A 20,767-nucleotide genomic window follows, 5' to 3' on the forward strand; every position below is an offset into this window, starting at 1 on the left:
ACTGGTTTCACGCATGGCTACGTTCCAAGTTGTCGTCGCCGACCCCGAGTCGGGGCGAAGCTACCAGCAGGAGGTAGACGGACAGGACGCGAACCGGTTCCTCGGCCTCGAACTCGGCGACGAAGTCGACGGCGAAGCCGTCGGCCTCGACGGCTACACCGTCGAAATCACTGGCGGCAGCGACGCCGCCGGCCGACCGATGCGCAACGACGTCAACGGCTCCGCGCTCAAGGACGTGCTGCTCACGGGCGGTCCCGGCTTCAACCCCGAGGACGACGGCGAGCGCAAGCGCGTCACCGTCCGCGGGAAGGAGGTCTCCGAGGAAGTCGCGCAGCTCAACGTCTCCATCAGCGAGCGCGGCGAGGAGTCCGTCGAGTCCCTCTACGGCGAGGGCGACGCCGAAGAAGACGCCGAGGAAGCCGAAGCCTAACGGAACGCCACGCTTTTTCGCGGTCGCCGCGTATTCGTCGCCGTGAGCGACTACGACGCGTATCTCGCCGGCGACAGGACCGACGACGTCGCACTCTACCTCTCCGAGTCGTACGTCTCCGACGTCGAGAAGCTAGCCGACCGCGACGACGCCGAACGGGTCGAGGACGGCGTCGTGCTCGTCGTCGAGGGCGAGCGCGGCCGCAGCGTCTTCAAGTCGATTACGGGGATGGGCGCGATGGACTTCGGGTCCGCCGCGATGGACAACCCCGGGCACGTGGACGGCGACCTCGCGGGCGGCGACTGCCCGCACGCAAGCGACGGCCCCCAAGAACATAGCGCGCAGTTCGCGTTCTCGTTCGCCGAGCCGCAGAACGAGGAGGTCGGCGGGCTCTACGCCGAGGGCGACGTCATCCACGCCTACGTCTACTGTTCCTGCGGCGAGTCGTACTCCGACAAGTGGCTCGCGGGCGAGCGCTAGCTACGACTCCTCGGGCTCTTCCTCGGGGTCGAGGTTGCGGAAGCCGTCGAGGATGACCTGTTTCGCGGTCGCGCCCTGCGACGTCCAGTGGTTCGCGTAGTCCATCATGTCCTCGTAGATGTCGGGCTTGCAGCCCGCCGCCTTCGGGTGGCCGCCGCCGTTGACCTGCCGGGCGACCTCGTGGGCGCGCTGGAAGTCCTCGGTGCCGCGGATGCTCGCGCTCCCGGAGGGCTTGACGATGACGGCGGCGTCGGCGCCCTGCTCGCGCAGCGCTTCGGCGACCTCGTTCTGCGAGCAGCGGCCGTAGGTCACGCCGACCGTCCACCCGTTGACCTCGCGCAGCGACGCTCGCGCGACCGCGCGGTCGATGAGGTCGTTCTTCTCGACGCGGCGCTCCTCGAGGAACTCCATGACGTCCTCGGGGAGGTCGGCGCCGTGCTCCTGAATCGTCTCCATGTACTCGTCGGTGTCCACCCAGTAGGAGTAGTCCGCGAGGTCGTCGCTGCGCGGGTCCTCCTTCAGCCAGAGGTCGTGGTCGCGGGTGACCGCCGCCAATTCTTTGAGGTATCGCGGCAGGTCCGCGTTGACCGAGCGCACCGCGACGTCGGCGGTGCACTCCTCCTCGGAGTCGCCGATGACGAGGTCCACGCCCGCCTCCCGGACGGCGGCCTCGACGTCCTCGGTCCACTGGTGGTGGTCGTACCAGTGGACGTCGCCGGCGTGCTCGACGAGGTACGCCAGTTCGTCCTCGACGTAGCGGAACTCGTCGGGGCAGAGGTCGCAGACGAACACCGTCGCGCCGTCCGCGCCGAACTCCGCGGCGCGCCGCAGGCCGTCTTCGAGTTCGTGGGGGCCGGCGGGCACGAGCGCCGCGTCGCCGTACACCTCGCGGACGATGGCCGCACACGCCATCCCGTCGGCGTCCGGGTCCGCGACGACGAGGACGTCCGCGCCCTCGGCCTCCTCGCGAATCTCTCGGTCCTTGCGCTCCTCGTGGATGCTGTCCGGGATGAAGAAGCCCTTGCCGGGGAGCAGTGACTTCCGCTCCAGCGGCATGTCTTCGTCCTCGATGACCCAATCTTCCATACCGGAGGGAGGCGCGGCCGCGCAAAGAACCCCGTGGTTGGTCGCCCTACTCGCTGTCGTCGAGCTGGCGCACTGTCAGCACGGGCACCGGGCACGTCCGCACGACGCGCTCGGCGACGCTCCCGATGAGAAAGCGGTTCTCGCCGTGGCGGCCCCGCGTCCCCGTCGCCACCACGTCGGCGTCCACGTCGCGGGCGTACTGGCTGATTTCCGCGGCCGGCCGGCCCTCGCGGACCGCCGTCGTCACGCGCCGGTCGGCCTCGTCGGCGATGTCCGCGACGGCCTCCTCGCCGCGCTCTTCGAGGGCGTCGTGCATCTCCTCGCGGACCTCCGCGGGCGCGCTCTCGACCTCGCTCTCCTCTAAGACGTACAGCGCGTGCACGTCCGCATCGAAACGCTCCGCGAAGTCGAGCGCGACCGCGACGGCGCGCCCCACGCTCTCGGAGCCGTCGGTCGCGATGACCACCGTCTCTATCATACCCGACGCTGGGCGCCCGCGCCCCTTAAACCCACGCGGCAGTGGCGCCCGCACACGCGGAGCGCTTTAGTAGCCCGCCCGCGCAGACCCAGCCATGACCCTCGAAGTGGACACCGTGCTCGTGCCCGTGGACGGGACCGACGCCTCGGTCACGGCCGCCGAGTACGCGTTCGCGGTCGCGGACCGCTACGACGCCGACGCCCACGCGCTGTACGTCCTCGGCGAGACGGTCAGCCGCGGCATCCACGCCGGCGAAGTCGACGAACCCGAACTCGCCGACGAGACCCGGACGTTCCTCAACGACGTCGAGGAGCTCGCGCCCGAGGACGTCCGCGTCGACTCCACCATCGCGTACGGGTTCTCCACGACGCGCAAACTCCAGCACCCCGGCAGCGTCATCCTCGACTGCGCCGCCGACGTCGACGCCGACTTCCTCACCATCCCCCGCGAGGGGATGCTCGACGAGACCGGCGACGTCCTCGAGAAGGCCGCCGAGTACGTGCTGCTGTACGCCAGCCAGCCCGTCCTCTCAGTCTGACTCTCCGGCCGGCTCGCCGTCTGCCTCCGCGATTCGCGTCTTCACGAGCCTGTCCACCTGCGTGAACAGCGAGTGGACGAGCACCCACGTCGCGGCCAGCGCGAACGCGCCCGCCAGCAGCGCGCCGGCGGTGCCGGTCGGCACCAGAATCGCCTGCAGCGTGACCAGCGCCACCCACGCCAGCACCGCGTGGAGCGTGAACCGGTTCGCCCGCGAGACGTGTTCGTCGGACCAATCAGGGGACATAGTCGGGCGTTCTGGCGCGCTCGACAAAACAGTATCCGAACCGCGTCAGTTCAGCCGAATCGCCATCTCCATCTCGAAGCTCTCGGCCGCGGCCGTCTCGAAGCCGACCTTCTCGTAGAGCGCGACCGCCGGCCGATTCCACCGCTCGACGGTGAGCCAGACGTACTCCGCGCCCTGCTGTTGCCCGTGGCCGAGCAGGGCCTCGATGAGCTTCGTGCCGATGCCCGCGCCCTGGAAGTCCTGATGCACGAAGATGGCGAGCTCGTACGTCGTCTCGTTGTCCGGCACGAGCGTCGCGTGGCCCGCCACCTCGTCGCCGTGCCACGCCAGCACGTCGTAGCCGTCCTGCTCGAAGAGGTTCGCCAGCCACTCCCGGATGCGGTCCTCGCCGACCGGCGGCACGCCCTGCGCGCGGTCCGCCGGGTCGAACTCCACGTACATCTCCACGACCGCCTCGAAGGCGTCGTCGCCCGGGCCGTGCTCGCCCTCCCACGCCCGCACGTCGATGGTCCGCCCGTCGCCGTCCTCGAACTCCCGCGGCGGCCGCGGGAACTCCTCGACCACCTCGTCGGGGTACGCGCGTTCGTCGGTCATGCTAACGCACCAACTTCACGGACACGCGCGCGTTCAACAGCACGAACTCCGCGATGTTCCCGAGGCGAATCTTCCCCATCGGGCTGCGCTGGCCGCCCCCGAGCACGATCTGGTCGAACTCCTCGCTCTCCGCCAACTGCACGATGCTACTCCCCGGGTCGCCCGAGAGCCGCCGCACGTCCGCCTCCAGTCCCGCCTCCGTCAGCGTCTCTCGGGCCACGTCCACGAGGTCATCCGGCTCCCGGTCGCTGTCGGGGTTCTCCACGACCGCCACCGTCACCTCGTCGCCCGTCTCGACCGCTCGCTCGACCGTCTCGTGGAGCGCGTCGAGGGAGTCGTCTGCACCGCCGATGCCCAGCAGCACTTTCATAGTCGGACTGTCAGCGCCGCCGAGTAAAAGGATTCGGCTGGGAGACGGTGAGCGGAGCGAACCGTCTCCGAATACGTGAGCGGGGAGCGAAGCGACCCGCGAATTGGGGGATTCCGAGCGAAGCGAAGAATCCCTGGCTACGTGAACGGCGACCGCAGGGAGCCGTGAACCGGGCGGCGACGAGCGACGCGAGTCGCCTCCGAACAAGTGAGCGAGCGGTCACTCAGTCCCCGTCTGCCACACCTCGTGGGCCAGCGCCGCGACCATGACGCCGAACACCACGACGTGTACGGCCTCGTACGGCGTGCCGACGATGCTCGCTCCGTCCGTGACGAGCCCGCGAAATACGTCCGGACGGAAGGATACCCACGTGAGACACGCGAGGACGAGCACGCCCGCCTGCCCCCACTTCCGTAGCACACGTTCGACCGCCATACACTCGCGTACGCGTGCGCAGCGCACTTATATCGTTATCTGGCTTCGACCGCCGCTCGCGGGTCGCTTCGCTCACGGTTCACTCTGTTCAACGTTCGCCGTAACGAGGAGTCTCACTCCGCTCGGCTCCTTGCCGGGACTCGCGGCTCCCGTCGGTCGCCGCTCGCTTCAACGTGCTCTCCCTGCGGTCGAGCACGCTCCCGGCGACACGCTTTTGCGCTCAACACGGCAACCCTACTCCATGCCCGAACGCGCTTCTCCCGCAGACTGGGACCTCACGCCGGCCGTCGAGCCGGCGGAGGGCTCGACCGACGACGCCGACGACGTGCCCGAGGACGTCCGCGAGTACGCGCGGTTCTCGAAGATGGACGGCGCGCAGTACGACCGCGTCAACGAGTTTCTCCGGGACCGCACGTACATCACGGCCCGCGAATGGGCGATTGCGCGGCTCTGCGCGGACTTCCGCACGGAGACCGGCGTGGAGATGACGAAAATCGGGGAGAACCTCCCGGAGCTGGTGCCGTTCATGACCGACACGTACAGCCCGCAGGCGGTCAATCAGGCGCGGTCGGCGTTCGAGGACAAGGTGCGGATGGCGGGCGCGACGTTCCTCTACGGCGCGATGTCCGGGTTCTTCACGGCCGATGAGCTCGACGACCTGATGTACGAGGTGACGGAGGTTGCGAAGTTCCTGTTGGAGGTCGAGGGCGTGGACCTCGCCGTCGAGGAGGAGTTAGAGGCCGAGGAGCGCATCTCGTCGGTGATGCGTGACGTGCGCTCCGCGAGCGACGAGCTGCGCCACGACGGCACCGAGTGCCCGAACTGCGGGCACACCATCGACGCGGACGCCAGCGCCGACGATTAGGCGTTGGGCTGTTCGGGGAGGAACGGGGCGACGTTCTCGTGGACGAACTCCACGTAGTCGTCGTTCAGCCGGCGGCAGAATAGCCGGAGTTCGCCGCTCTCGCGAATCGTATCGAGCTTCTCCGCGGAGGACGCGGTGTCGTAGTACGCGGGCACGAACACCGCGGTCTCGCTGTCGGGGTTTTTCTCCACGACGAGCAGGTACGTCGTGGTGTCCGCGGCGGCTTGGAACACGTCCACGTCCGTGAACGACGCGTCCGCCGCGAGGGCTTCGAGGTCCTCGTACTCGTCGCCCGGCAACACCACGTCGAGGCCGGTGCGGAACTCCGAGTCCACGAGCACCGAGTCGCCGGGGTGCAGTTCCAGCGTCGTCCAGCCGCGGTCGCGGTACGCCTCCGCGGTCGCCGCCATGTCCTCGACGACGGCCTGCCAGCCCTGCTCGGTGGGCTGGCTGGTCGGGCCGCCCTCGGCGGGGGTCTCGGTCATGTCTGTGTCGCGGGCGGCGCCGGGGATAAGCGTTGCCCAAGTCCCGCAAGGTATTTCTTGAGTGGACTGCGAATTCTGCCCAGTGACTGACCTCCTGTCGCTCTCCGGCCTGCGGACGCAGTTCGAGACCGAACGCGGCGCGGTGAAGGCCGTGGACGGCATCGACCTCACCATCGAGGAGGGCGAGACCGTCGGCCTCGTCGGCGAGTCCGGCTCCGGGAAGAGCGTCACGGCACTGTCGGCGATGGACCTCGTCGACGACCCCGGTGACGTCGTGGACGGGCGCGTGACGTTCCGCGCGGCGGACCTCGCCGCGGACCTCGCGGGCGACTTCGAGGGGAGCGTCGTCCCCTATCCGTTCGAACTCGTGGACGCGGTCTGGGAAGTCGTCGGCGACCTCCGCGTCGGCGAGGGCGTCGAGTCGATGCCCGCGGAACTGCGCGGGATGGCCGACGACCTCGCGGGCGAGGACGACCCCGCGGCCCTCGCGGACTCCCTGCGGGAGGCCGCCGACCGGCTGGCCGACGGCGCGACAGAGTCCGTCGTCGCTGACACCCTCGAAACCGCCATCGAGGACGCCGACGACGGCTTCGTCTACGTGGACGACGACGCGCGCGCTGACCTACTGAGCGGAGCGGACGCGGCCGACGTCGAGGTGACCGACGGCATCCTCGACCTCACCGACGCGCCCGAGGAGGCGATGCGGAAGGTGCGGGGCGGCGAGATGGGGATGATCTTCCAGGACCCGATGACGTCGCTGAACCCCGCGGTGACCGTCGGCGAGCAGGTCGCCGAGTCGCTGCGCCTCCACCGCTACGGTGACCGCAAGCGGGACACGTGGCTGAACGCGATTCGCGAGATTCTCCCGAAGGTCGGCGGCCGCGAGCACGACGAGGAGGTCTTCGAGGACGTCGTCGACATCCTCACGGAGGTCGGGATTCCGGAGGCGACGACCCGCCTCGACGAGTACCCCCACGAGTTCTCCGGGGGGATGCGCCAGCGCGTGCTCATCGCCATCGCGCTGGCGTGCCAGCCGCGGCTGCTGGTCGCCGACGAGCCGACGACGGCGCTGGACGTGACCATCCAAGCGCAGATTCTGGACCTCATCGACGACCTCCAGGAGGAGTTCGGGATGTCCGTGCTGATGATTACCCACGACCTCGGCGTGGTCGCGGAGACCTGCGACCGCGTGGCGGTGATGTACGCGGGCGAAATCGTCGAGGAGGGCCCCGTCGAGGAGATATTCCACAACCCCAGCCACCCGTACACGTACACGCTGCTGGAGTCGATTCCCACCGAGGACAAGGAGCGCCTGACGCCCATCGAGGGCAACGTCCCGGACCTCATCGACATGCCCGAGGGCTGCCACTTCGCGGACCGCTGCCCGTGGGCCCAGCCAGAGTGCCGGGAGGGCGAGATTCCGTTCCTCCAGCACGGCCCCGAGGACGTCGACCACCGCTCGAAGTGCATCGTCCCGGAGTTCGACGAGAGCGAGTACGGCGTCGAGGGCGTCTCCTCGCGGACCGACCACGAGGTCGGCGAGCCGCTCGTGGAACTCCAGGAGATGCGCAAGTACTACGAGCAGGAGGACAGCTGGTTCGACCGGTTCTTCCCGGGCGAGGAACCCAGCGTGAAGGCCGTGGACGGCGTCAGCCTCGACGTCCACGAGGGCGAGACGCTCGGCCTCGTCGGGGAGTCCGGCTGCGGGAAGTCCACGGCGGGCCGGGCGCTGCTCCACCTCGACCCGCCGACCGACGGCACGGTCGTGTTCGCGGGCGACGACCTCGGGAGCCTCTCGAAGACCGAACTCCGCGAGAAGCGCAAGGACATGCAGATGGTGTTCCAGGATCCGATGTCGAGCCTGGACCCGCGGATGACGGTCGGGCAGACGGTGATGGAGCCGCTGAAGATTCACGAGCTCGCGGAGGGCCACCGCCGCCAGCGCGTCGTCGAACTCCTCGAAGAGGTGGGGCTGGACCCCAGCCAGTACGACCGCTATCCCCACGAGCTGTCGGGCGGGCAGCGCCAGCGCGTCGGCATCGCGCGGGCGCTGGCGGTCGACCCGGACTTCATCGTCGCCGACGAGCCCGTCTCGGCGCTGGACGTCTCCGTGCAGGCCCAGATTATCAACCTCATGGAGGACCTCCAGGAGGAGTACGGGCTGACGTACCTGTTCATCGCCCACGACCTCTCCGTGGTGCGTCACATCTCCGACCGCGTGGCGGTGATGTACCTCGGGGAAATCGTGGAGGTCGCCGGGACGGACGAGCTGTTCGGCGACCCCAAGCACCCCTACACGAACGCGTTGCTGTCCGCGATTCCCGAGCCCGACCCGCTCGCGGAGACCGGCGACCGCACCATCCTGAAGGGGGACGTTCCCTCTCCCATCGACCCGCCGTCGGGCTGTCACTTCCGCACGCGGTGCCCGTCGGTGATTCCGCCCGAGGACCTCGACATCGAGCAGGAGCGCTACCGCGAGGTGATGTTCTACCGGCAGCGCGTGGAGGCCCGGGACATCGACCTCGACGCCGCGCGCGAGCGGGCGGCCGACGCGGCGGCCGGCGACCGAGCAGTCGCGGACGGCGGTAGCGGCCTCCACGCGGTCCTCCACGACCAGTTCTTCGACGAGCCGCTCGCCGGCCGGGCGCGCGACGCGGTCGAGGAGTCGTTCGACCACCTCGCGGAGGGCGACTGGGAGGCCGCCGAAGACGTCCTCCGCGAGACCTTCGAGAGCGTCTGCGAGCGCGAGGACCCCCACCTCGGCGACGACGACCACCCCGCGGCGTGCCACCTGTTCGCGGACGCGGAGTGAGCCCAGCGGCCGTCTGACCCCCTGCTCCCCGCGTCTGCGGTAATTTTCGCAGCTACCGAAGAGTGCCGAACGGGCATCCCCGCGGCGTGTGCCGGTTCCACCACTACTATCCGATACTATTATTTAGGTCGCCGCCGGGCGTGGTGTTATGGCAGGCAATGACAGTCAGGTCTCACGGCGCAGCTTCCTGAAGGCTGCCGGCACCGCAACCGTCGCCGCGACCGCGACGGGCTCGGTCGCCGGCTGTCTCGGCGGCGGCGGTGGCGGCGGCACGCTCCGGTACGGCCGGGGTTCGCACTCCCAGACGCTTGACCCGCACGCCACCACCAGCGGGGAAGTCGCGAAGGTCACCAACCAGGCCTACGAGACGCTCATCGGCTTCCAGCCCGGCGAAGCCACGCTCACCGAGTCGCTGGCGACCGACTGGACGATGGACGGCTCGAACGTCACCCTCCAGCTCCGCGAGGGCGTGACTTTCCACGACGGCACCGAGTTCACCGCCGACGACTTCATCGCCAGCTACCGGCGCTTCGTCGACGAGGACTACGAGTACTACTTCGACGACGCCTCCGCGTACGGGCCGTTCACGCTCGGCAACTGGATCGACAGCGTCTCCAAGGACGGCGATTACACCCTGAACATCACGCTCTCGCAGACGTACGCGCCGTTCCTCCGGAACCTCGCGATGTTCGTCTCCGTGGTCATCTCCCAGGACGCCATCGAGGGCGACACGAACCTCGCCCAGGAGATGGTCGGCACCGGCCCCTTCGAGCTCTCCGAGCTCGACAACTCGAACAACCGCATCCAGCTCACCGCGTTCGGCGACTACTGGGGCGACAGCCCGAACGTCGACGAGGTGCTGTTCCTCACGCGCGGTCAGAACTCCACGCGCGCGCAGGCGCTCGTCGAGGAGGAGATGGAGATTATCGACGGCCTGGACCCGGACACCATCCAGACCATCGAGGACTCGGACACCGCGTCCGCGGAGACGACGCAGGGCATCAACATCGGGTACATGAGCTTCAACATGTCCCGCGTCGAGGCGTTCCGCGACCGCCGCGTCCGGCAGGCAGTCAGCTACGCCATCGACACGCAGTCCATCGTCGAGAACATCTACTCGGGCATCGCGACGCAGGCCGACCAGCCGATTCCGCCCGCGCTGTTCGGGCACAACGACGACCTCAGCCCGTACCCCCACGACCCCGAGCAGGCGCAGTCGCTGCTCGAAGAAGCCGGCTACGGCGACGGCTTCTCCTTCGAGCTGACTACCTTCCAGAACCCCCGCGGCTACAACCCCGCGCCGCTCCCGACCGCCGAGACCATCCGGTCGAACCTCGACGAGGTCGGCATCGACGTCACCATCGACGACCGGCAGTTCGGCGACTACCTCACGTACACCTCCGAGGGGCGCCACGACGCCAGCCTCGCGGGCTGGTACACTGACAACGCCGACCCCGACAACTTCTGTTACGTCCTCCTGCACCCGCAGTGCGAGGTGCCCGAGGGCCAGGACTGGGTGTCGTGGGACACCGAGGGCTTCAACACGTCGAACCGCTCGGCGTGGGCGAACTCCGAGTACATGAGCCTCATCGAGGAGGCGCAGACGACGACCACGCAGAGCGAGCGCGCGAGCCTCTACAGCGACGCCGCCGAAATCGCTCACGACGAGGCGCCGTGGGTGTACATCGACTACGCCGAGGAGGTGCGCGGTGTCAGCAACCGCGTGAGCAACTACACCATCTCGGCCATCGGCGGCCCGCACCTCGACCTCGTCGAGCTCGAGTAACGCCCCCACGACGGGAGCTTTTTACCACTCGCACTCCCCCCTTCGCGTAATGGTCTCAAAGCGGTTCGTCGCGAAACGGTTGCTGCTCCTCGTCCCCGTGCTGTTCGGGGTGGCGACCGTGGTGTTCGCGATTCTCCACCTCTCGCCGGGCGACCCCGCGGTCGCGATTGCCGGGAACCGAGCCAGCCAGGCGTTCGTCGAGCAAGTCCGCACGGACCTCGGGCTGAACGACCCGCTCTGGCAGCAGTACGTCCGGTTCCTCGGCGAGGCCGCCACGTTCAACTTCGGCGAGTCCTACCAGATTCAGCGCGGCACGCCCGTCAGCCAGATTCTCGCCAACCGCCTCCCCATCACCATCGAACTCGCGGTGCTGGGCCAGCTCGCGGGCCTGCTGTTCGGCCTGCCGCTGGGCATCCTGAGCGCGGTCAAGCAGGACACGTGGACCGACCACCTCACGCGCATCGGCGCGCTCAGCGGCATCAGCATCCCCATCTACTGGAGCGGACCGCTGCTCATCCTGCTGTTCGCGCAGTTCCTCGGCGTCCTCCCCACCAGCGGCCGCATCGGCTCCGCGCACTTCATCGACTCCGCCACCGGCTTCATCCTCGTCGATACGCTGCTTGAGGGCGACCTCCTCGCGTTCCGGTCCGCGGCCCGCCACCTCCTGTTGCCCGTCGTCGTGCTGGGCATCTACCAGATGGCGCTCATCTCGCGGATGATGCGCTCGTCGATGATCGAGGTCATCAGGCAGGACTACATGCGGACCGCCCGCGCGAAGGGCCAGGGCGAGAAGATTACGACGATGAAACACGGCCTGCGGAACGCGTTCATCCCCGTCATCACCATCATCGGCATCCAGTTCGGCGCGCTGCTGGGCGGCGCCGTCCTCACCGAGACGGTCTTCGAGATCAACGGCATCGGCACGCTGCTGGTGGACGCCATCAACCAGAACGACTACCCGGTCGTGCAGGCCACCGTGCTCGTGTTCGCGGTGATGTACACGCTGGTGAACCTCCTCGTGGACGTGACCTACTCCGTGCTTGACCCCCGCATCGAACAATGAGCACCGAAACCCAGACCCCCGACGTCGACCGTGGCATCGTCGAACGGCTCCGCGCGAGCCCGTTCCTCTCCGAACTGCTGTCGAACCGGCTGGCGGTCATCGGCATCACGCTCATCCTGGGCGTGTTCGCGGTCGCCATCTACGCGCGGTTCGCCTACGACCTGAACGCGATTACGTCCACGAACTTCGGCACGAACCCCACCGAGGCCGCGCCGAGCGCGCAGTACTGGTTCGGGACGGACGGCCAGGCCCGCGACATCTTCCCGCGCGTGCTGTACGGCGCGTGGTACGCGATGCTGTACGGCACCGTCACGGTCATCGCCTCGACCGTGCTCGGCGTCGGTCTCGGCATCGTCGCGGCGTACTACGGTGACCTCACGGACAACGTCATCATGCGCACGATGGACGTGCTGCTGTCGTTCCCGTCGCTGCTGCTGGCGCTCGCGCTGGTCACCATCTTCCCGGATAACCTTGGCCTGTGGCGCGCGGTCGCGGCGCTGACGCTCGTGTACACGCCGCGGTTCGCGCGCGTCGTCCGCGGCGCCGCGCTGAAAGTGCTGGAAGACGAGTACATCGAGGCGACGCGCGCGCTCGGCGCGACCGACCCCCGGCTGCTCGTGCGCCACGTCCTCCCGAACTGCCTGGCGCCCATCACCGTCCAGTCGACGCTGAACTTCGGGCTCGCCATCATCGACATCGCGGCGCTGTCGTTCCTCGGGTTCGGCGCTAGCCCCGGCGAGCCGACGTGGGGGATGATGCTGTCGAACGGCGTCGAGTACGGCCTCTTCTCGGGCGCGTGGTGGTGGTCGTTCTTCCCCGGCCTGTTCCTCGCACTGACGGTTCTGGGGTTCAACCTCCTCGGGGACGGGATGCGGGACGCCCTCGACCCGCGGATGCGGGAAGCCGTTGACTGATTCCCCCCGCGAGGACTCGGCGAGTCCACGCGAACTCGTGGTTCGCGCGGGCCGCTGGACGCTCCGCGGCGCCGCCGTCGGCATCGCCGTCTCGCTGGCGCTACTCGTCGTCACGTCCCCGAAGGGCGCCACGGACACGGCGTTCGCGCTCGGCGCGCTCGTGCTCGGGTTCGGCGTGTTCGCGTGGGCGACCGCCGTCGGCCTCGGCGAGACGCTCCGCGGCGTCAAGCAGTACGTCGACGTCGGCTCCGCGTGGACCGAGGCCGGCGCCCGCGAGGCCTTCTTCGTGCTGTCGTGGACGGGCGCCGGCTGGGCGTTCGCCGCCGCCGTCACGTCGATAGCGCTCGGCGTCTAGCCCGGGTGAATCTGCGTGCCGGCGTCGCCTCTGACCGCCGCAGCGACGTCTTCGGTGCCCGCGACGACCGCGCGCTCGCCGCCCGCGTCCAGAAAGTCCAGACACGCCTGAATTTTCGGTTCCATGCTCCCCTCGCCGAACTCGCCGCCAGCGAGGTGCTCGCGCATCTCTGCGGCGGTCGCGTCCGCGATGCGTGACTGCTCGGGCGTCCCGAAGTCCGCGTACACGCAGGGCACGTCCGTCGCCATCACCAGCACGTCCGCACCGACGCGCTCGGCGACGAGGCGCGTCGTGTGGTCTTTGTCCACGACCGCCGCCACCCCCTCGATTCCGTCGTCCCCGACAGTCACTGGGACGCCGCCCCCGCCGCCGCAGACGACGGGTTCGCTGTCCCCGACGAGAGTCTCGATGCGCTCGCCCTCTAAAATCCGCCTCGGCTCCGGTGACGGGACGACCCGCCGGTGCGCCGTCTCGCCCTCCGGCGTCGTCACGTCCGTCGTCTCGAAGTCGCGCTCGCCGGCCTGCTCGGCGCTCAGGTACGGGCCGACCGGCTTCGACGGCTCCCCGAACGCCGGGTCCTCGGGGTCGACTTCCACCTGCGTGACGACCGACGCGACGCTGGCGTGAATGCGCTCGTCGAGGGCCTGCTGGAGGAGGTAGCCGAGCTGGGCCTGCGTCTCCGCGACGAGCACGTCCAGCGGCCGCTCGGGCGCGTCCGACTCCTCCTGCTGGCGGAGCAGCGCGCCGACCTGCGGGCCGTTCCCGTGGGTCAACACGAGGTCGTGGCCCGCCTCGTGGAGTTCCCGTAGCTGGTCGGCGGTCGCCTCGATTCGCTCGCGCTGGGCGGCTATCGTGGCTTCCCCGCTCGGCGCGAGCGCGTTCCCGCCGAGCGCGACGACCGTTCGCATACCCCTGTGGTCGCCGCCCCGCCACTAAGCCCTGCTGGCGACTACGCGCGGACGTTCTCGCCGCCGTGGTCGGCGAACGCCTCGCCGTCCCAGACGACCGTCCCGCGCACCAGCGTCAACTCCGGGAACACGCCCGCCATCCCCTCGAACGGCGTCCACCCGCAGTTCGAGTGGAGGTCGTCGCCGCGGATTTCCCGGGATTCCTCGGGGTCAACGAGCACGAGGTCGGCGTCCCGTCCCGCCTCGATGCGGCCCTTCCGCGGCAGGTCGAAAATCTCGGCGGGATTGGCGGCCGTCACGTCCCGCACGCGCTCGAAGCTCAGGCGTCCCTCGCTGGCGGCCTGCAGCAGCAGCGGCAGCGCCGTCTCGACGCCCGGTACGCCCGAGGGCGCGTCCCAGATGCTCGCGTCCTTCTCCTCGCGCGTGTGGGGCGCGTGGTCGGTCGCCACCACGTCCACCTCGCCGTCCGCGAGCCGCTCGAACAGCGCCTCGCGGCGCGCCTCGCTGCGCAGCGGCGGGTTCATCCGCCCGAACGTCCCGAGGTCGTCGAGCTCCTCGCGCGAGAGGAAGAGGTGGTGGGGCGTCACCTCGCAGGTCGCGCCGCCCGCGCGCGCCGCGTCCACGCCCTCCGGCGTGGACGTGTGCGCGACGTGAACCGTCGCGCCGACGTTCCCGCCGACGCCGACCGCGCGTTCGACGGCCGCCTCCTCGGCCTCGGCCGTGCGGTACGCGCTCCACGCGTCCGCGTCGTCGCGCTCCCGGGCCGACTCGTCGAACAGCTCCGCGTCCTCGGCGTGGACCGTCACGACCACGTCCTCCTCTGCGGCCCGGCGACAGGCGTCCGCGAACAACTCGGCGTCGATGCCCATGTCGCCCGTCGAGTCCGCCAGGAACACCTCCCCGAGCGCGAACAGCGGCCGGTCGAACAGCGTCTCGCGCTCCCACTCGGCGGTGACGCCGCCGTTGATACCCCAGTCCACGAGCGAGTCGGCCGCGTACTCGGCCTTCTCGTCGAACGCCGCCCCCGTCACCGTCGGCGGCTCCGTGTTCGGCTGGTCCACGACGGTCGTGACCCCGCCCGCCGCCGCGCTCCGCGACCCCGTCGCCCACGTCTCCTTGTGCCCGTACCCCGGCTGGCGGAAGTGCACGTGTGCGTCAATCATCCCCGGGAGCAAGCGCTTCCCCGTGGCGTCCACCAGCGTCTCCCCGTCGAGGTCCTCGCCCACCGCGTCGATGCGGCCGTCCGTGATGCGGACGTCCCGCTCCAGTCCGTCGGGGAGCGTCGCGTTCCGGATTACTCGCATACTGTGAGTGTGAACGGCCGGCGCGTAAGTCCTCCGGACGCGACTAGATCTTCTGTACGTTCCCGCCGATGTCTATTAGAAAGCCCTCGGCACGGTCGCCTCCCGCGGCTCGCTGCGCGCTTCGCTCGTTCGCGTCGCTCACTCGCTGCAGTGCTTACGTCGCCGGGGTTCGGCGACCGCGCCTCGCCCTTTCAATCCGCCAGGGGGCCGGCTGTGTAATCGCTGGTACTGTGGCCGAAGTCCCTAAAGCCGTTCTACGTCGATGTCTGCATCGCCGACGAGCGCGGCCTCCAGTTCGTCTCTGACGCGTTCCGCCTCGCCGCCTGCGGCCGCGACGCTCCCCACCGATTTCGGGTCGAACGGCACCCCCAGTTTCGGGTAGACGGCCGCGAGCGCGTCGGCGATTTCGTCGCGGTCGTCCACGACGAGCACGCCCGACGTGAGCGCGGCGTCCTTCTTCACGCGCTGGGCGATGCCCGCGAGCTTCCCGTCCGCGGAGACGGAGTGGTCGCCCGGGCAGAACGACTCCGGTGGTTCGCCCTCCTCGGCGTCCACGCCGACCGCCGCGAGCGCGTCGAGTACGTCCGCGACCATCGCGTCGTAGCGCTCTTGGAGGCCCGTGCGGACGCCCTCGACCGGCGTGATTCGCGCGAACGCCAGCGTCGAGTCGGTGTACGCGACCGCGCGACCGCCGACGCCGCGCTCGACCGGCCGAAAGCCGTGCTCGCGGGCGGCGGCCCGAGCCGCCTCGTAGCCGTCGCTGTTGGCGTCCCGGCGGCCGAACGCGAGCTGACGGCCCGGCGCCCACACGCGAACCGCCGACTCGCGATTCTCGGCGACGGAGTCGAGGAGGTCGCGGGTCGCCGCGCGGTCGGCGTCCCGGTCCTCGGCTCGCCCGCGGAGCACGCGCATACCCGCCACTTCGACCGACGGCGGTAAATCCTCACGGTCCGACTGGCGGGTATGGTCACGCTGGACGGCGACGTGCTCGCGCGCTACCCGCGGGCGTCCCTCTACAACTCGCCGTACCCCGCCCACGACGCCGGCTGTGCGGTGGACTTGTACCCCGACGACGCCGCGGGCCGCGCCCCGAGCCCCATCGCAGGCGACGTCGTGGAGACGCGGACCGTCCGCTGTCCGTCGAAGCCGTACGCCGCCGACCACGACCACCTCATCGTTGTCGACACGGGCGACTACCTCGCACGCGTCCTCCACGTCGCACCCGCCGTCGAATCTGGGGATACTGTCGCAGTCGGGGACGACCTCGGGCGGCTGGTGCGTTCGGGCTTCTTCGCGCCGTGGGTCGACAACCACGTCCACCTCGGGTTCCGCGAGCGCGACGCCGACCCGGTGCGCGCCTCGGGGTCGCTCTCGCTGACCCTCGGCGCTCCAGTCGAAGCCGTCCCGTGGGACGGCACGGGCGAGGTCGTCGAAACCGGGGAGACGTACGCGCTGCTTGACGCGCCCAAGCACCCCGCGCCGGGCGACGCGCTCGCGGGCATCGCTACCGACGACGGCCGCGTACTCGACGGCGGATTCCCGCACTACGATGGCGGCGGCGTCTTCGGACCGAGCGGCATCGACGATTCGGTTTCGTTCCTCGGGACGCACGCTGGTGGCGTCGCGGACGACCGCACCGTCGCGTGGCGAGACGTCACCGTGACTGCGAACGACAAGCCGATTCGCGGGCTCTCGCTGTGGTTCGGCACCGACCGCCTCGGCGTCAAACTGGTCGCGCCCGGCCACGACTTCGTGGTCGGTGACAGCGTCGCTGTTTCGGTCGAGTAGCGCGCTCGCCGCCGAGTCCCGCCCACGCGCTTAATAGCGCCCCGGCTGTACCCCGTCGCATGGACGTCGACGACCACGTACGAATCACCGAGCGGCTCATCCAGTCGGTCGAAATCGTCGCCGCGTACGTGCTCGTCCTCCTGTTCGCCGTCGGCGTCTTCGACCTCGGGCTGACCATCTTCGACCTCGTGCGCACGGGCGCCATCACGCAGACCAGCGAGGTCATCGCGCTCATCGACACCGTCCTCCTGCTGTTCATCATCGTGGAAATCTACCAGACGGTCGTCGCGTACACCCGCGAGGAGAGCGTCGTCCGCATCGTCATCATCACCGGCATCATCGCGGTCACCCGACGGGTCATCAGCTTCCACCCCGACGACCACGCCGCACAGGAAGCGCTGCTGACGTCCGCCGGGTTCGCAATCCTGCTCGCCGTGCTCGTCGGCGCGCTCTACATCGTCCGGAAGACCCCAACCGAATCCGGCAGCCTCCACTGACCGCTACGCGAACGCCACGCCGTCGCGGTCGACGACCTCCCCGAACAGCCAGTCGGCGTGGTCGAGGGCGTACTCGCGGTGCTCCTCCTCGATGTAGCCGATGGCGTCCTCGACGAGCACCGGCCGGTAGTCCCGCAGGCCCGCGCTCCCCGCGGTGTGGAGCACGCAGACGTTCGCCAGCGTCCCGCAGACCAGCAGGTCGTCGATGCCGTGCGCGTCGAGGTGGCCGTCGAGGCCGGTCTGGTAGAACGCGTCGTAGGTGTGTTTCTCCACGACGTAGTCGTCGTCGCGGACGTCGAGGCGGTCGTGCAGTTGGGCGTCCCACGTCCCCTCGACGACGTGCTCGCCCCAGCGCTCGAACTCGTCGTAGTAGTGGGTGTCCTCGAACTGCTCGGGCGGGTGGACGTCCCGCGTGTAGACGACGCTCGCGCCCGCCTCCCGCGCCCGGGCGACGAGCGAGGTGACGGGGTCGATAACGTCCTCGCTGGCGGGCGCGTACAGGCTCCCCTCGGGGTGGCAGAAGCCGTTCTGCACGTCCACGACGACGACAGCGGTGCGTTCGGCGTCGAACTCCATGCGCGAGGGCTCGACGCCGAGCCACTAAGCCGTTCGGTCCGACTACGGGCGGTGTGACTGTGCGTAGCGTTTTACCCCGTCCGGTCCGAACGGCGTGTAATGACACGCCGCATTCTCGCCGTGGCGTTCGTCGCGCTGGTCGTGCTCGCGGGCTGTCAGTCCCCCGCGGTGACTGGCGGCGACCCCGCGGAGACCACGACTGCGCCCGCGACGAGCGACTTCGACTACGCCGACCCCGCCGGCGACGCGCTCGGCTGGGAGGGCGGCTACTGGCACAACGAGTCCCTCCCGGTCACTGTCGGTGACGGCCTCAACGAGACCGAACGCGAGATGGTCGTCAACCGCTCGATGGCGCGTGTCGAGCAGCTCCGCGGCATCGAGTTCCAGAAGCCGGTGTCCGTGGACGTCATCTCGCGGTCGACGTACCGCGAGGAGTACGCCGGCTCCGGGAACGCCAGCGACGCCATGGAGACGTTCGACAACGTGAAATTCGAGGCGCTGTTCCTCGTCGGCGAGCAAAACGACTCGCTTGCCGTCCAGGACTCCAACCGCGGGTCGAACGTCCTCGGGTTCTACACGCCCCGCGACGACCGCATCGTCGTCATCTCCGAGTCCGAGACGCCGACCATCGACGAGAACACGCTCGGCCACGAGCTGATGCACGCCCTGCAGTTCCGGAACTTCAACGCGAACTTCTCGTCGGCGACCCGCGACCAGTCGAACGCCCACAACGGCCTCATCGAGGGCGAAGCGAGCTTCCTCGACAGCCAGTACAGCGAGCGTTGCGGCGTCGAGTGGGAGTGCGCGACGCCCGAGGCGTCCGGCGGCGGTGGCGGTAGTAGTGACATTCACCGCGGCATTTACACTATGTCGTACTTCCCGTACAGCGCGGGGTCGGCGTTCGTCGAGCACGTTCACGACGCCGGCGGCTGGGACGCGGTCGTGGACGTCTACGACGACCCGCCGGCGTCCTCCGAGCAGGTCGCCCAGCCCGAGAAGTACGGGAGCGACCAGCCCACGGACGTCTCGCTTCCCGACCGCTCCAGCGACGACTGGGAGCGCGTGACGCCGGGCGGCCGCGCGCCCTACGGCGAGGTCGGCGTCGGCGGCCTCACCGCGATGTTCGGCTACACGTACTACGAGCAGAATCGCCATCCACAGAGCTCCGTGTTGAACCCCCTAGACTTCGACGCGAACGGCAACATTGACCTGTCCTCGCCGTTCGACTACGCCACCCAGCCCGTCGCGGGCTGGGACGGCGAGCAGCTCTGGGTGTACGAGAACGGCGACGACACCGCGTACACGTGGCGGCTCGCGTTCGACTCCAGCGGTGACGCCCGCGAGTTCGCGCAGACGTACCGCCAGCTCCTCCAGTACTGGGGGGCCCAAGAGCGCTCGGACGGCGTCTGGCGCATCCCCGAGAACGAGAGCGAGTTCGCGGACGCGTTCCGCGTCACGCGCTCCGGGGACGAGGTCACCATCGTGAACGCGCCGACGCCCGACGACCTCGGGGACGTCCACTCGCGGTAGGGAGGCGAGGCTTTTTCGCCGGGGCGAGTGTACCCGAGGGCATGCAGGCTACTCGCCGGGTGGTCGCGTGAGCTTCGACGTCGTCCCGCCCGAGGCCATCGAGAGCGGGCGCGCGACCGACGCGTACTTCGAGCGCACCGAGACGACCCTGGAGTTCGCCGGGAAGAACCCCCGCGTGGTCGCGGAGGTCACCGCCGACCAGTTCCCGACCGGGGAGTTCGAACTGCTCGCGGGCGTCAAGGACGCCGCCCACCTCCTCGAAGGCCTCCCCATCGACGTGGACGCGATGCCGGAGGGGTCGCTGTTCGACGGCGGTCCCGTCCTCCGCATCGAGGGCGACTACCGCGACTTCGCGCGCTACGAGACCTCCCTACTGGGCTTTCTCTCGCACGCCTCCGGCGTCGCGACCGCCGCCCTCGAAGCTCGCCGCGCCGCACCGGACTCCCAAGTGCTGAGCTTCGGCGCGCGCCACGTCCACCCCTCGATTGCGGCGATGGTCGAGCGCTCCGCGCTCGTCGGCGGCCTCGACGGCTTCTCCCACCTCGCCGCCGGCGACGTCATCGGCCGCGAGGCCGGCGGGACGATGCCCCACGCCCTCCTCATCTGCTTCGGGCGCGGCAACCAGGAGGCGGCGTGGCGCGCGTACGACGACGCGGTCGACGAGTCCGTGCCGCGGGTCGCGCTCTGTGACACGTACAGCGACGAGAAAGACGAAGTCCTGCGCGCCATCGACGAACTCGGCGACGACCTCGACAGCGTCCGCCTCGACACCACGGGGTCGCGGCGCGGCGACTTCCGGCACATCGTCCGCGAGATTCGCTGGGAGCTGGACGCCCGCGACCGCCGGGACGTCGACATCTTCCTCAGCGGGGGCCTCGGCCCGACGGAACTCCGCAATCTCCGCGACGTCGCGGACGGCTTCGGCGTCGGGAGTCACGTCTCGAACGCCGACCCCGTAGACTTCGCGCTCGACATCGTCGAAGTCGAGGGCGAGCCCGCGGCCAAGCGCGGGAAGCTCTCCGGGAAGAAAGACGTCTACCGCACGCGCGACGGCGGCCACCACGTCGGCCTCGCCGCCCGGCCCGGCCCGACGGACGGCACGTCGCTGCTTGACCCGCTGATTCGGGACGGCGAACTCGTCCGAACCTTCAGCATCGAGGACGCCGCCGACCGCGCGCTCGACGACGCCGAGCGTGTCGGCTTCAGGGAGCGCGCGGAGTAAGGAAT

General features: G+C 69.5%; 24 protein-coding genes. 13 read left to right on the forward strand and 11 right to left on the reverse strand.

All coding sequences use genetic code 11. From position 1 onward, the window contains the following. Positions 1-13: 13 nt before the first annotated feature. Positions 14-430: a 30S ribosomal protein S6e gene (locus ABSL23_RS05055; RefSeq protein WP_353634941.1), complete on the forward strand. Its 417-nt coding sequence runs from the start codon at positions 14-16 to the stop codon at positions 428-430. A gap of 42 nt (positions 431-472) precedes the next feature. Next, entirely contained in the window at positions 473-910 is a 438-nt protein-coding gene (locus ABSL23_RS05060) for a DUF5807 family protein (protein WP_059055131.1), read from the forward strand. On the opposite strand, the gene ABSL23_RS05065 is transcribed toward ABSL23_RS05060, so the two are convergent. Both ABSL23_RS05065 and ABSL23_RS05070 read right to left on the reverse strand, forming a co-directional pair. After that, complete coding sequence (locus ABSL23_RS05065; RefSeq protein WP_353634942.1) at positions 911-1,996, reverse strand: recombinase RecJ; 1,086 nt, start codon at positions 1,994-1,996, stop codon at positions 911-913. A 46-nt stretch (positions 1,997-2,042) separates the two neighbouring features. After that, positions 2,043-2,474: a universal stress protein gene (locus ABSL23_RS05070; RefSeq protein WP_059055134.1), complete on the reverse strand. Its 432-nt coding sequence runs from the start codon at positions 2,472-2,474 to the stop codon at positions 2,043-2,045. Between the two features lie 94 nt (positions 2,475-2,568). Between ABSL23_RS05070 and ABSL23_RS05075 the strand changes: the two genes are divergently transcribed. Continuing rightward, the gene (locus tag ABSL23_RS05075; protein ID WP_059055136.1) at positions 2,569-3,012 is read left to right on the forward strand and encodes a universal stress protein; all 444 of its coding nucleotides are present in this window, start codon (positions 2,569-2,571) and stop codon (positions 3,010-3,012) included. Here ABSL23_RS05075 and ABSL23_RS05080 read toward each other — a convergent pair. From ABSL23_RS05080 to ABSL23_RS05095, 4 genes are all read right to left on the reverse strand, one after another. Next, positions 3,004-3,258, reverse strand: coding sequence for a hypothetical protein (locus ABSL23_RS05080; RefSeq protein ID WP_059055138.1), 255 nt, complete (start codon positions 3,256-3,258; stop codon positions 3,004-3,006). The two genes, ABSL23_RS05075 and ABSL23_RS05080, sit on opposite strands and share 9 nt — an antisense overlap. A 45-nt stretch (positions 3,259-3,303) precedes the next feature. Continuing rightward, the gene (locus ABSL23_RS05085; protein WP_059055140.1) at positions 3,304-3,852 is read right to left on the reverse strand and encodes a GNAT family N-acetyltransferase; all 549 of its coding nucleotides are present in this window, start codon (positions 3,850-3,852) and stop codon (positions 3,304-3,306) included. Position 3,853: 1 nt separating this feature from the next. Next, entirely contained in the window at positions 3,854-4,222 is a 369-nt protein-coding gene (locus tag ABSL23_RS05090; RefSeq protein WP_059055142.1) for a universal stress protein, read from the reverse strand. A gap of 219 nt (positions 4,223-4,441) precedes the next feature. Continuing rightward, complete coding sequence (locus ABSL23_RS05095; RefSeq protein WP_089649668.1) at positions 4,442-4,657, reverse strand: hypothetical protein; 216 nt, start codon at positions 4,655-4,657, stop codon at positions 4,442-4,444. 241 nt (positions 4,658-4,898) lie between these two features. On the opposite strand from ABSL23_RS05095, the gene ABSL23_RS05100 reads away from it, so the two are divergent. Then, positions 4,899-5,522: a DUF5806 family protein gene (locus tag ABSL23_RS05100; RefSeq protein WP_059055146.1), complete on the forward strand. Its 624-nt coding sequence runs from the start codon at positions 4,899-4,901 to the stop codon at positions 5,520-5,522. Here ABSL23_RS05100 and ABSL23_RS05105 read toward each other — a convergent pair. Then, on the reverse strand, positions 5,519-5,932 hold the full coding sequence (locus ABSL23_RS05105; RefSeq protein WP_353635354.1) for a hypothetical protein: 414 nt from the start codon (positions 5,930-5,932) through the stop codon (positions 5,519-5,521). The genes ABSL23_RS05100 and ABSL23_RS05105 overlap by 4 nt on opposite strands. A 157-nt stretch (positions 5,933-6,089) precedes the next feature. Between ABSL23_RS05105 and ABSL23_RS05110 the strand changes: the two genes are divergently transcribed. The 5 genes from ABSL23_RS05110 (at position 6,090) to ABSL23_RS05130 (ending at position 12,937) form a co-directional block, all read left to right on the forward strand. Beyond that, complete coding sequence (locus tag ABSL23_RS05110; RefSeq protein WP_353634943.1) at positions 6,090-8,819, forward strand: ABC transporter ATP-binding protein; 2,730 nt, start codon at positions 6,090-6,092, stop codon at positions 8,817-8,819. Between the two features lie 148 nt (positions 8,820-8,967). Further along, complete coding sequence (locus ABSL23_RS05115) at positions 8,968-10,605, forward strand: ABC transporter substrate-binding protein (RefSeq protein WP_059055152.1); 1,638 nt, start codon at positions 8,968-8,970, stop codon at positions 10,603-10,605. A gap of 49 nt (positions 10,606-10,654) precedes the next feature. Next, complete coding sequence (locus ABSL23_RS05120) at positions 10,655-11,668, forward strand: ABC transporter permease (protein ID WP_089649666.1); 1,014 nt, start codon at positions 10,655-10,657, stop codon at positions 11,666-11,668. Beyond that, the gene (locus ABSL23_RS05125) at positions 11,665-12,582 is read left to right on the forward strand and encodes an ABC transporter permease (RefSeq protein WP_059055156.1); all 918 of its coding nucleotides are present in this window, start codon (positions 11,665-11,667) and stop codon (positions 12,580-12,582) included. The genes ABSL23_RS05120 and ABSL23_RS05125 overlap by 4 nt, the downstream gene beginning before the upstream one ends. After that, a complete protein-coding gene (locus ABSL23_RS05130; protein ID WP_059055157.1) occupies positions 12,575-12,937 on the forward strand; it encodes a hypothetical protein in 363 nt (120 codons plus the stop codon). The genes ABSL23_RS05125 and ABSL23_RS05130 overlap by 8 nt, the downstream gene beginning before the upstream one ends. Here ABSL23_RS05130 and ABSL23_RS05135 read toward each other — a convergent pair. The 3 genes from ABSL23_RS05135 to ABSL23_RS05145 all read right to left on the reverse strand — a co-directional run bounded on the left by ABSL23_RS05135 (position 12,934) and on the right by ABSL23_RS05145 (position 16,061). Further along, the gene (locus ABSL23_RS05135; RefSeq protein WP_059055158.1) at positions 12,934-13,845 is read right to left on the reverse strand and encodes a carbamate kinase; all 912 of its coding nucleotides are present in this window, start codon (positions 13,843-13,845) and stop codon (positions 12,934-12,936) included. The genes ABSL23_RS05130 and ABSL23_RS05135 overlap by 4 nt on opposite strands. Positions 13,846-13,886: 41 nt before the next feature. After that, complete coding sequence (locus tag ABSL23_RS05140) at positions 13,887-15,149, reverse strand: dihydroorotase (protein WP_059055159.1); 1,263 nt, start codon at positions 15,147-15,149, stop codon at positions 13,887-13,889. A 243-nt stretch (positions 15,150-15,392) separates the two neighbouring features. After that, positions 15,393-16,061, reverse strand: a complete 669-nt coding sequence (locus tag ABSL23_RS05145) for a lipoate--protein ligase family protein (protein WP_059055160.1) — start codon at positions 16,059-16,061, stop codon at positions 15,393-15,395. Positions 16,062-16,112: 51 nt separating this feature from the next. Here ABSL23_RS05145 and ABSL23_RS05150 point away from each other — a divergent pair, with 51 nt between their 5' ends. Continuing rightward, the gene (locus tag ABSL23_RS05150) at positions 16,113-16,937 is read left to right on the forward strand and encodes a hypothetical protein (protein WP_059055162.1); all 825 of its coding nucleotides are present in this window, start codon (positions 16,113-16,115) and stop codon (positions 16,935-16,937) included. Positions 16,938-16,996: 59 nt separating this feature from the next. Beyond that, positions 16,997-17,434, forward strand: a complete 438-nt coding sequence (locus ABSL23_RS05155) for a phosphate-starvation-inducible PsiE family protein (RefSeq protein ID WP_059055164.1) — start codon at positions 16,997-16,999, stop codon at positions 17,432-17,434. A 3-nt stretch (positions 17,435-17,437) separates the two neighbouring features. On the opposite strand, the gene ABSL23_RS05160 is transcribed toward ABSL23_RS05155, so the two are convergent. Then, positions 17,438-18,010, reverse strand: a complete 573-nt coding sequence (locus ABSL23_RS05160; protein WP_089649665.1) for an isochorismatase family cysteine hydrolase — start codon at positions 18,008-18,010, stop codon at positions 17,438-17,440. A gap of 99 nt (positions 18,011-18,109) precedes the next feature. On the opposite strand from ABSL23_RS05160, the gene ABSL23_RS05165 reads away from it, so the two are divergent. Continuing rightward, positions 18,110-19,540: an Hvo_1808 family surface protein gene (locus ABSL23_RS05165; protein WP_089649663.1), complete on the forward strand. Its 1,431-nt coding sequence runs from the start codon at positions 18,110-18,112 to the stop codon at positions 19,538-19,540. A gap of 67 nt (positions 19,541-19,607) precedes the next feature. After that, positions 19,608-20,762 (forward strand): nicotinate phosphoribosyltransferase, encoded by a 1,155-nt coding sequence (locus tag ABSL23_RS05170; RefSeq protein ID WP_059055169.1) that lies wholly within the window; start codon positions 19,608-19,610, stop codon positions 20,760-20,762. The last annotated feature ends 5 nt before the right edge of the window (positions 20,763-20,767 follow it).

The organism is Halobacterium sp. NMX12-1, assembly GCF_040435975.1.
GTDB classification, from domain to species: domain Archaea; phylum Halobacteriota; class Halobacteria; order Halobacteriales; family Halobacteriaceae; genus Halobacterium; species Halobacterium hubeiense.

Coding starts and splice junctions, on each gene's coding strand:
- ABSL23_RS05055 (WP_353634941.1), top strand. CDS start 14: ATGGCTACGTTCCAAGTTGTCGTCGCCGACCCCGAGTCGGGGCGAAGC.
- ABSL23_RS05065 (WP_353634942.1), bottom strand. CDS start 1,996: ATGGAAGATTGGGTCATCGAGGACGAAGACATGCCGCTGGAGCGGAAG.
- ABSL23_RS05070 (WP_059055134.1), bottom strand. CDS start 2,474: ATGATAGAGACGGTGGTCATCGCGACCGACGGCTCCGAGAGCGTGGGG.
- ABSL23_RS05075 (WP_059055136.1), top strand. CDS start 2,569: ATGACCCTCGAAGTGGACACCGTGCTCGTGCCCGTGGACGGGACCGAC.
- ABSL23_RS05080 (WP_059055138.1), bottom strand. CDS start 3,258: ATGTCCCCTGATTGGTCCGACGAACACGTCTCGCGGGCGAACCGGTTC.
- ABSL23_RS05085 (WP_059055140.1), bottom strand. CDS start 3,852: ATGACCGACGAACGCGCGTACCCCGACGAGGTGGTCGAGGAGTTCCCG.
- ABSL23_RS05090 (WP_059055142.1), bottom strand. CDS start 4,222: ATGAAAGTGCTGCTGGGCATCGGCGGTGCAGACGACTCCCTCGACGCG.
- ABSL23_RS05095 (WP_089649668.1), bottom strand. CDS start 4,657: ATGGCGGTCGAACGTGTGCTACGGAAGTGGGGGCAGGCGGGCGTGCTC.
- ABSL23_RS05100 (WP_059055146.1), top strand. CDS start 4,899: ATGCCCGAACGCGCTTCTCCCGCAGACTGGGACCTCACGCCGGCCGTC.
- ABSL23_RS05105 (WP_353635354.1), bottom strand. CDS start 5,932: ATGGCGGCGACCGCGGAGGCGTACCGCGACCGCGGCTGGACGACGCTG.
- ABSL23_RS05115 (WP_059055152.1), top strand. CDS start 8,968: ATGGCAGGCAATGACAGTCAGGTCTCACGGCGCAGCTTCCTGAAGGCT.
- ABSL23_RS05120 (WP_089649666.1), top strand. CDS start 10,655: ATGGTCTCAAAGCGGTTCGTCGCGAAACGGTTGCTGCTCCTCGTCCCC.
- ABSL23_RS05125 (WP_059055156.1), top strand. CDS start 11,665: ATGAGCACCGAAACCCAGACCCCCGACGTCGACCGTGGCATCGTCGAA.
- ABSL23_RS05135 (WP_059055158.1), bottom strand. CDS start 13,845: ATGCGAACGGTCGTCGCGCTCGGCGGGAACGCGCTCGCGCCGAGCGGG.
- ABSL23_RS05140 (WP_059055159.1), bottom strand. CDS start 15,149: ATGCGAGTAATCCGGAACGCGACGCTCCCCGACGGACTGGAGCGGGAC.
- ABSL23_RS05145 (WP_059055160.1), bottom strand. CDS start 16,061: ATGCGCGTGCTCCGCGGGCGAGCCGAGGACCGGGACGCCGACCGCGCG.
- ABSL23_RS05150 (WP_059055162.1), top strand. CDS start 16,113: ATGGTCACGCTGGACGGCGACGTGCTCGCGCGCTACCCGCGGGCGTCC.
- ABSL23_RS05155 (WP_059055164.1), top strand. CDS start 16,997: ATGGACGTCGACGACCACGTACGAATCACCGAGCGGCTCATCCAGTCG.
- ABSL23_RS05160 (WP_089649665.1), bottom strand. CDS start 18,010: ATGGAGTTCGACGCCGAACGCACCGCTGTCGTCGTCGTGGACGTGCAG.
- ABSL23_RS05165 (WP_089649663.1), top strand. CDS start 18,110: ATGACACGCCGCATTCTCGCCGTGGCGTTCGTCGCGCTGGTCGTGCTC.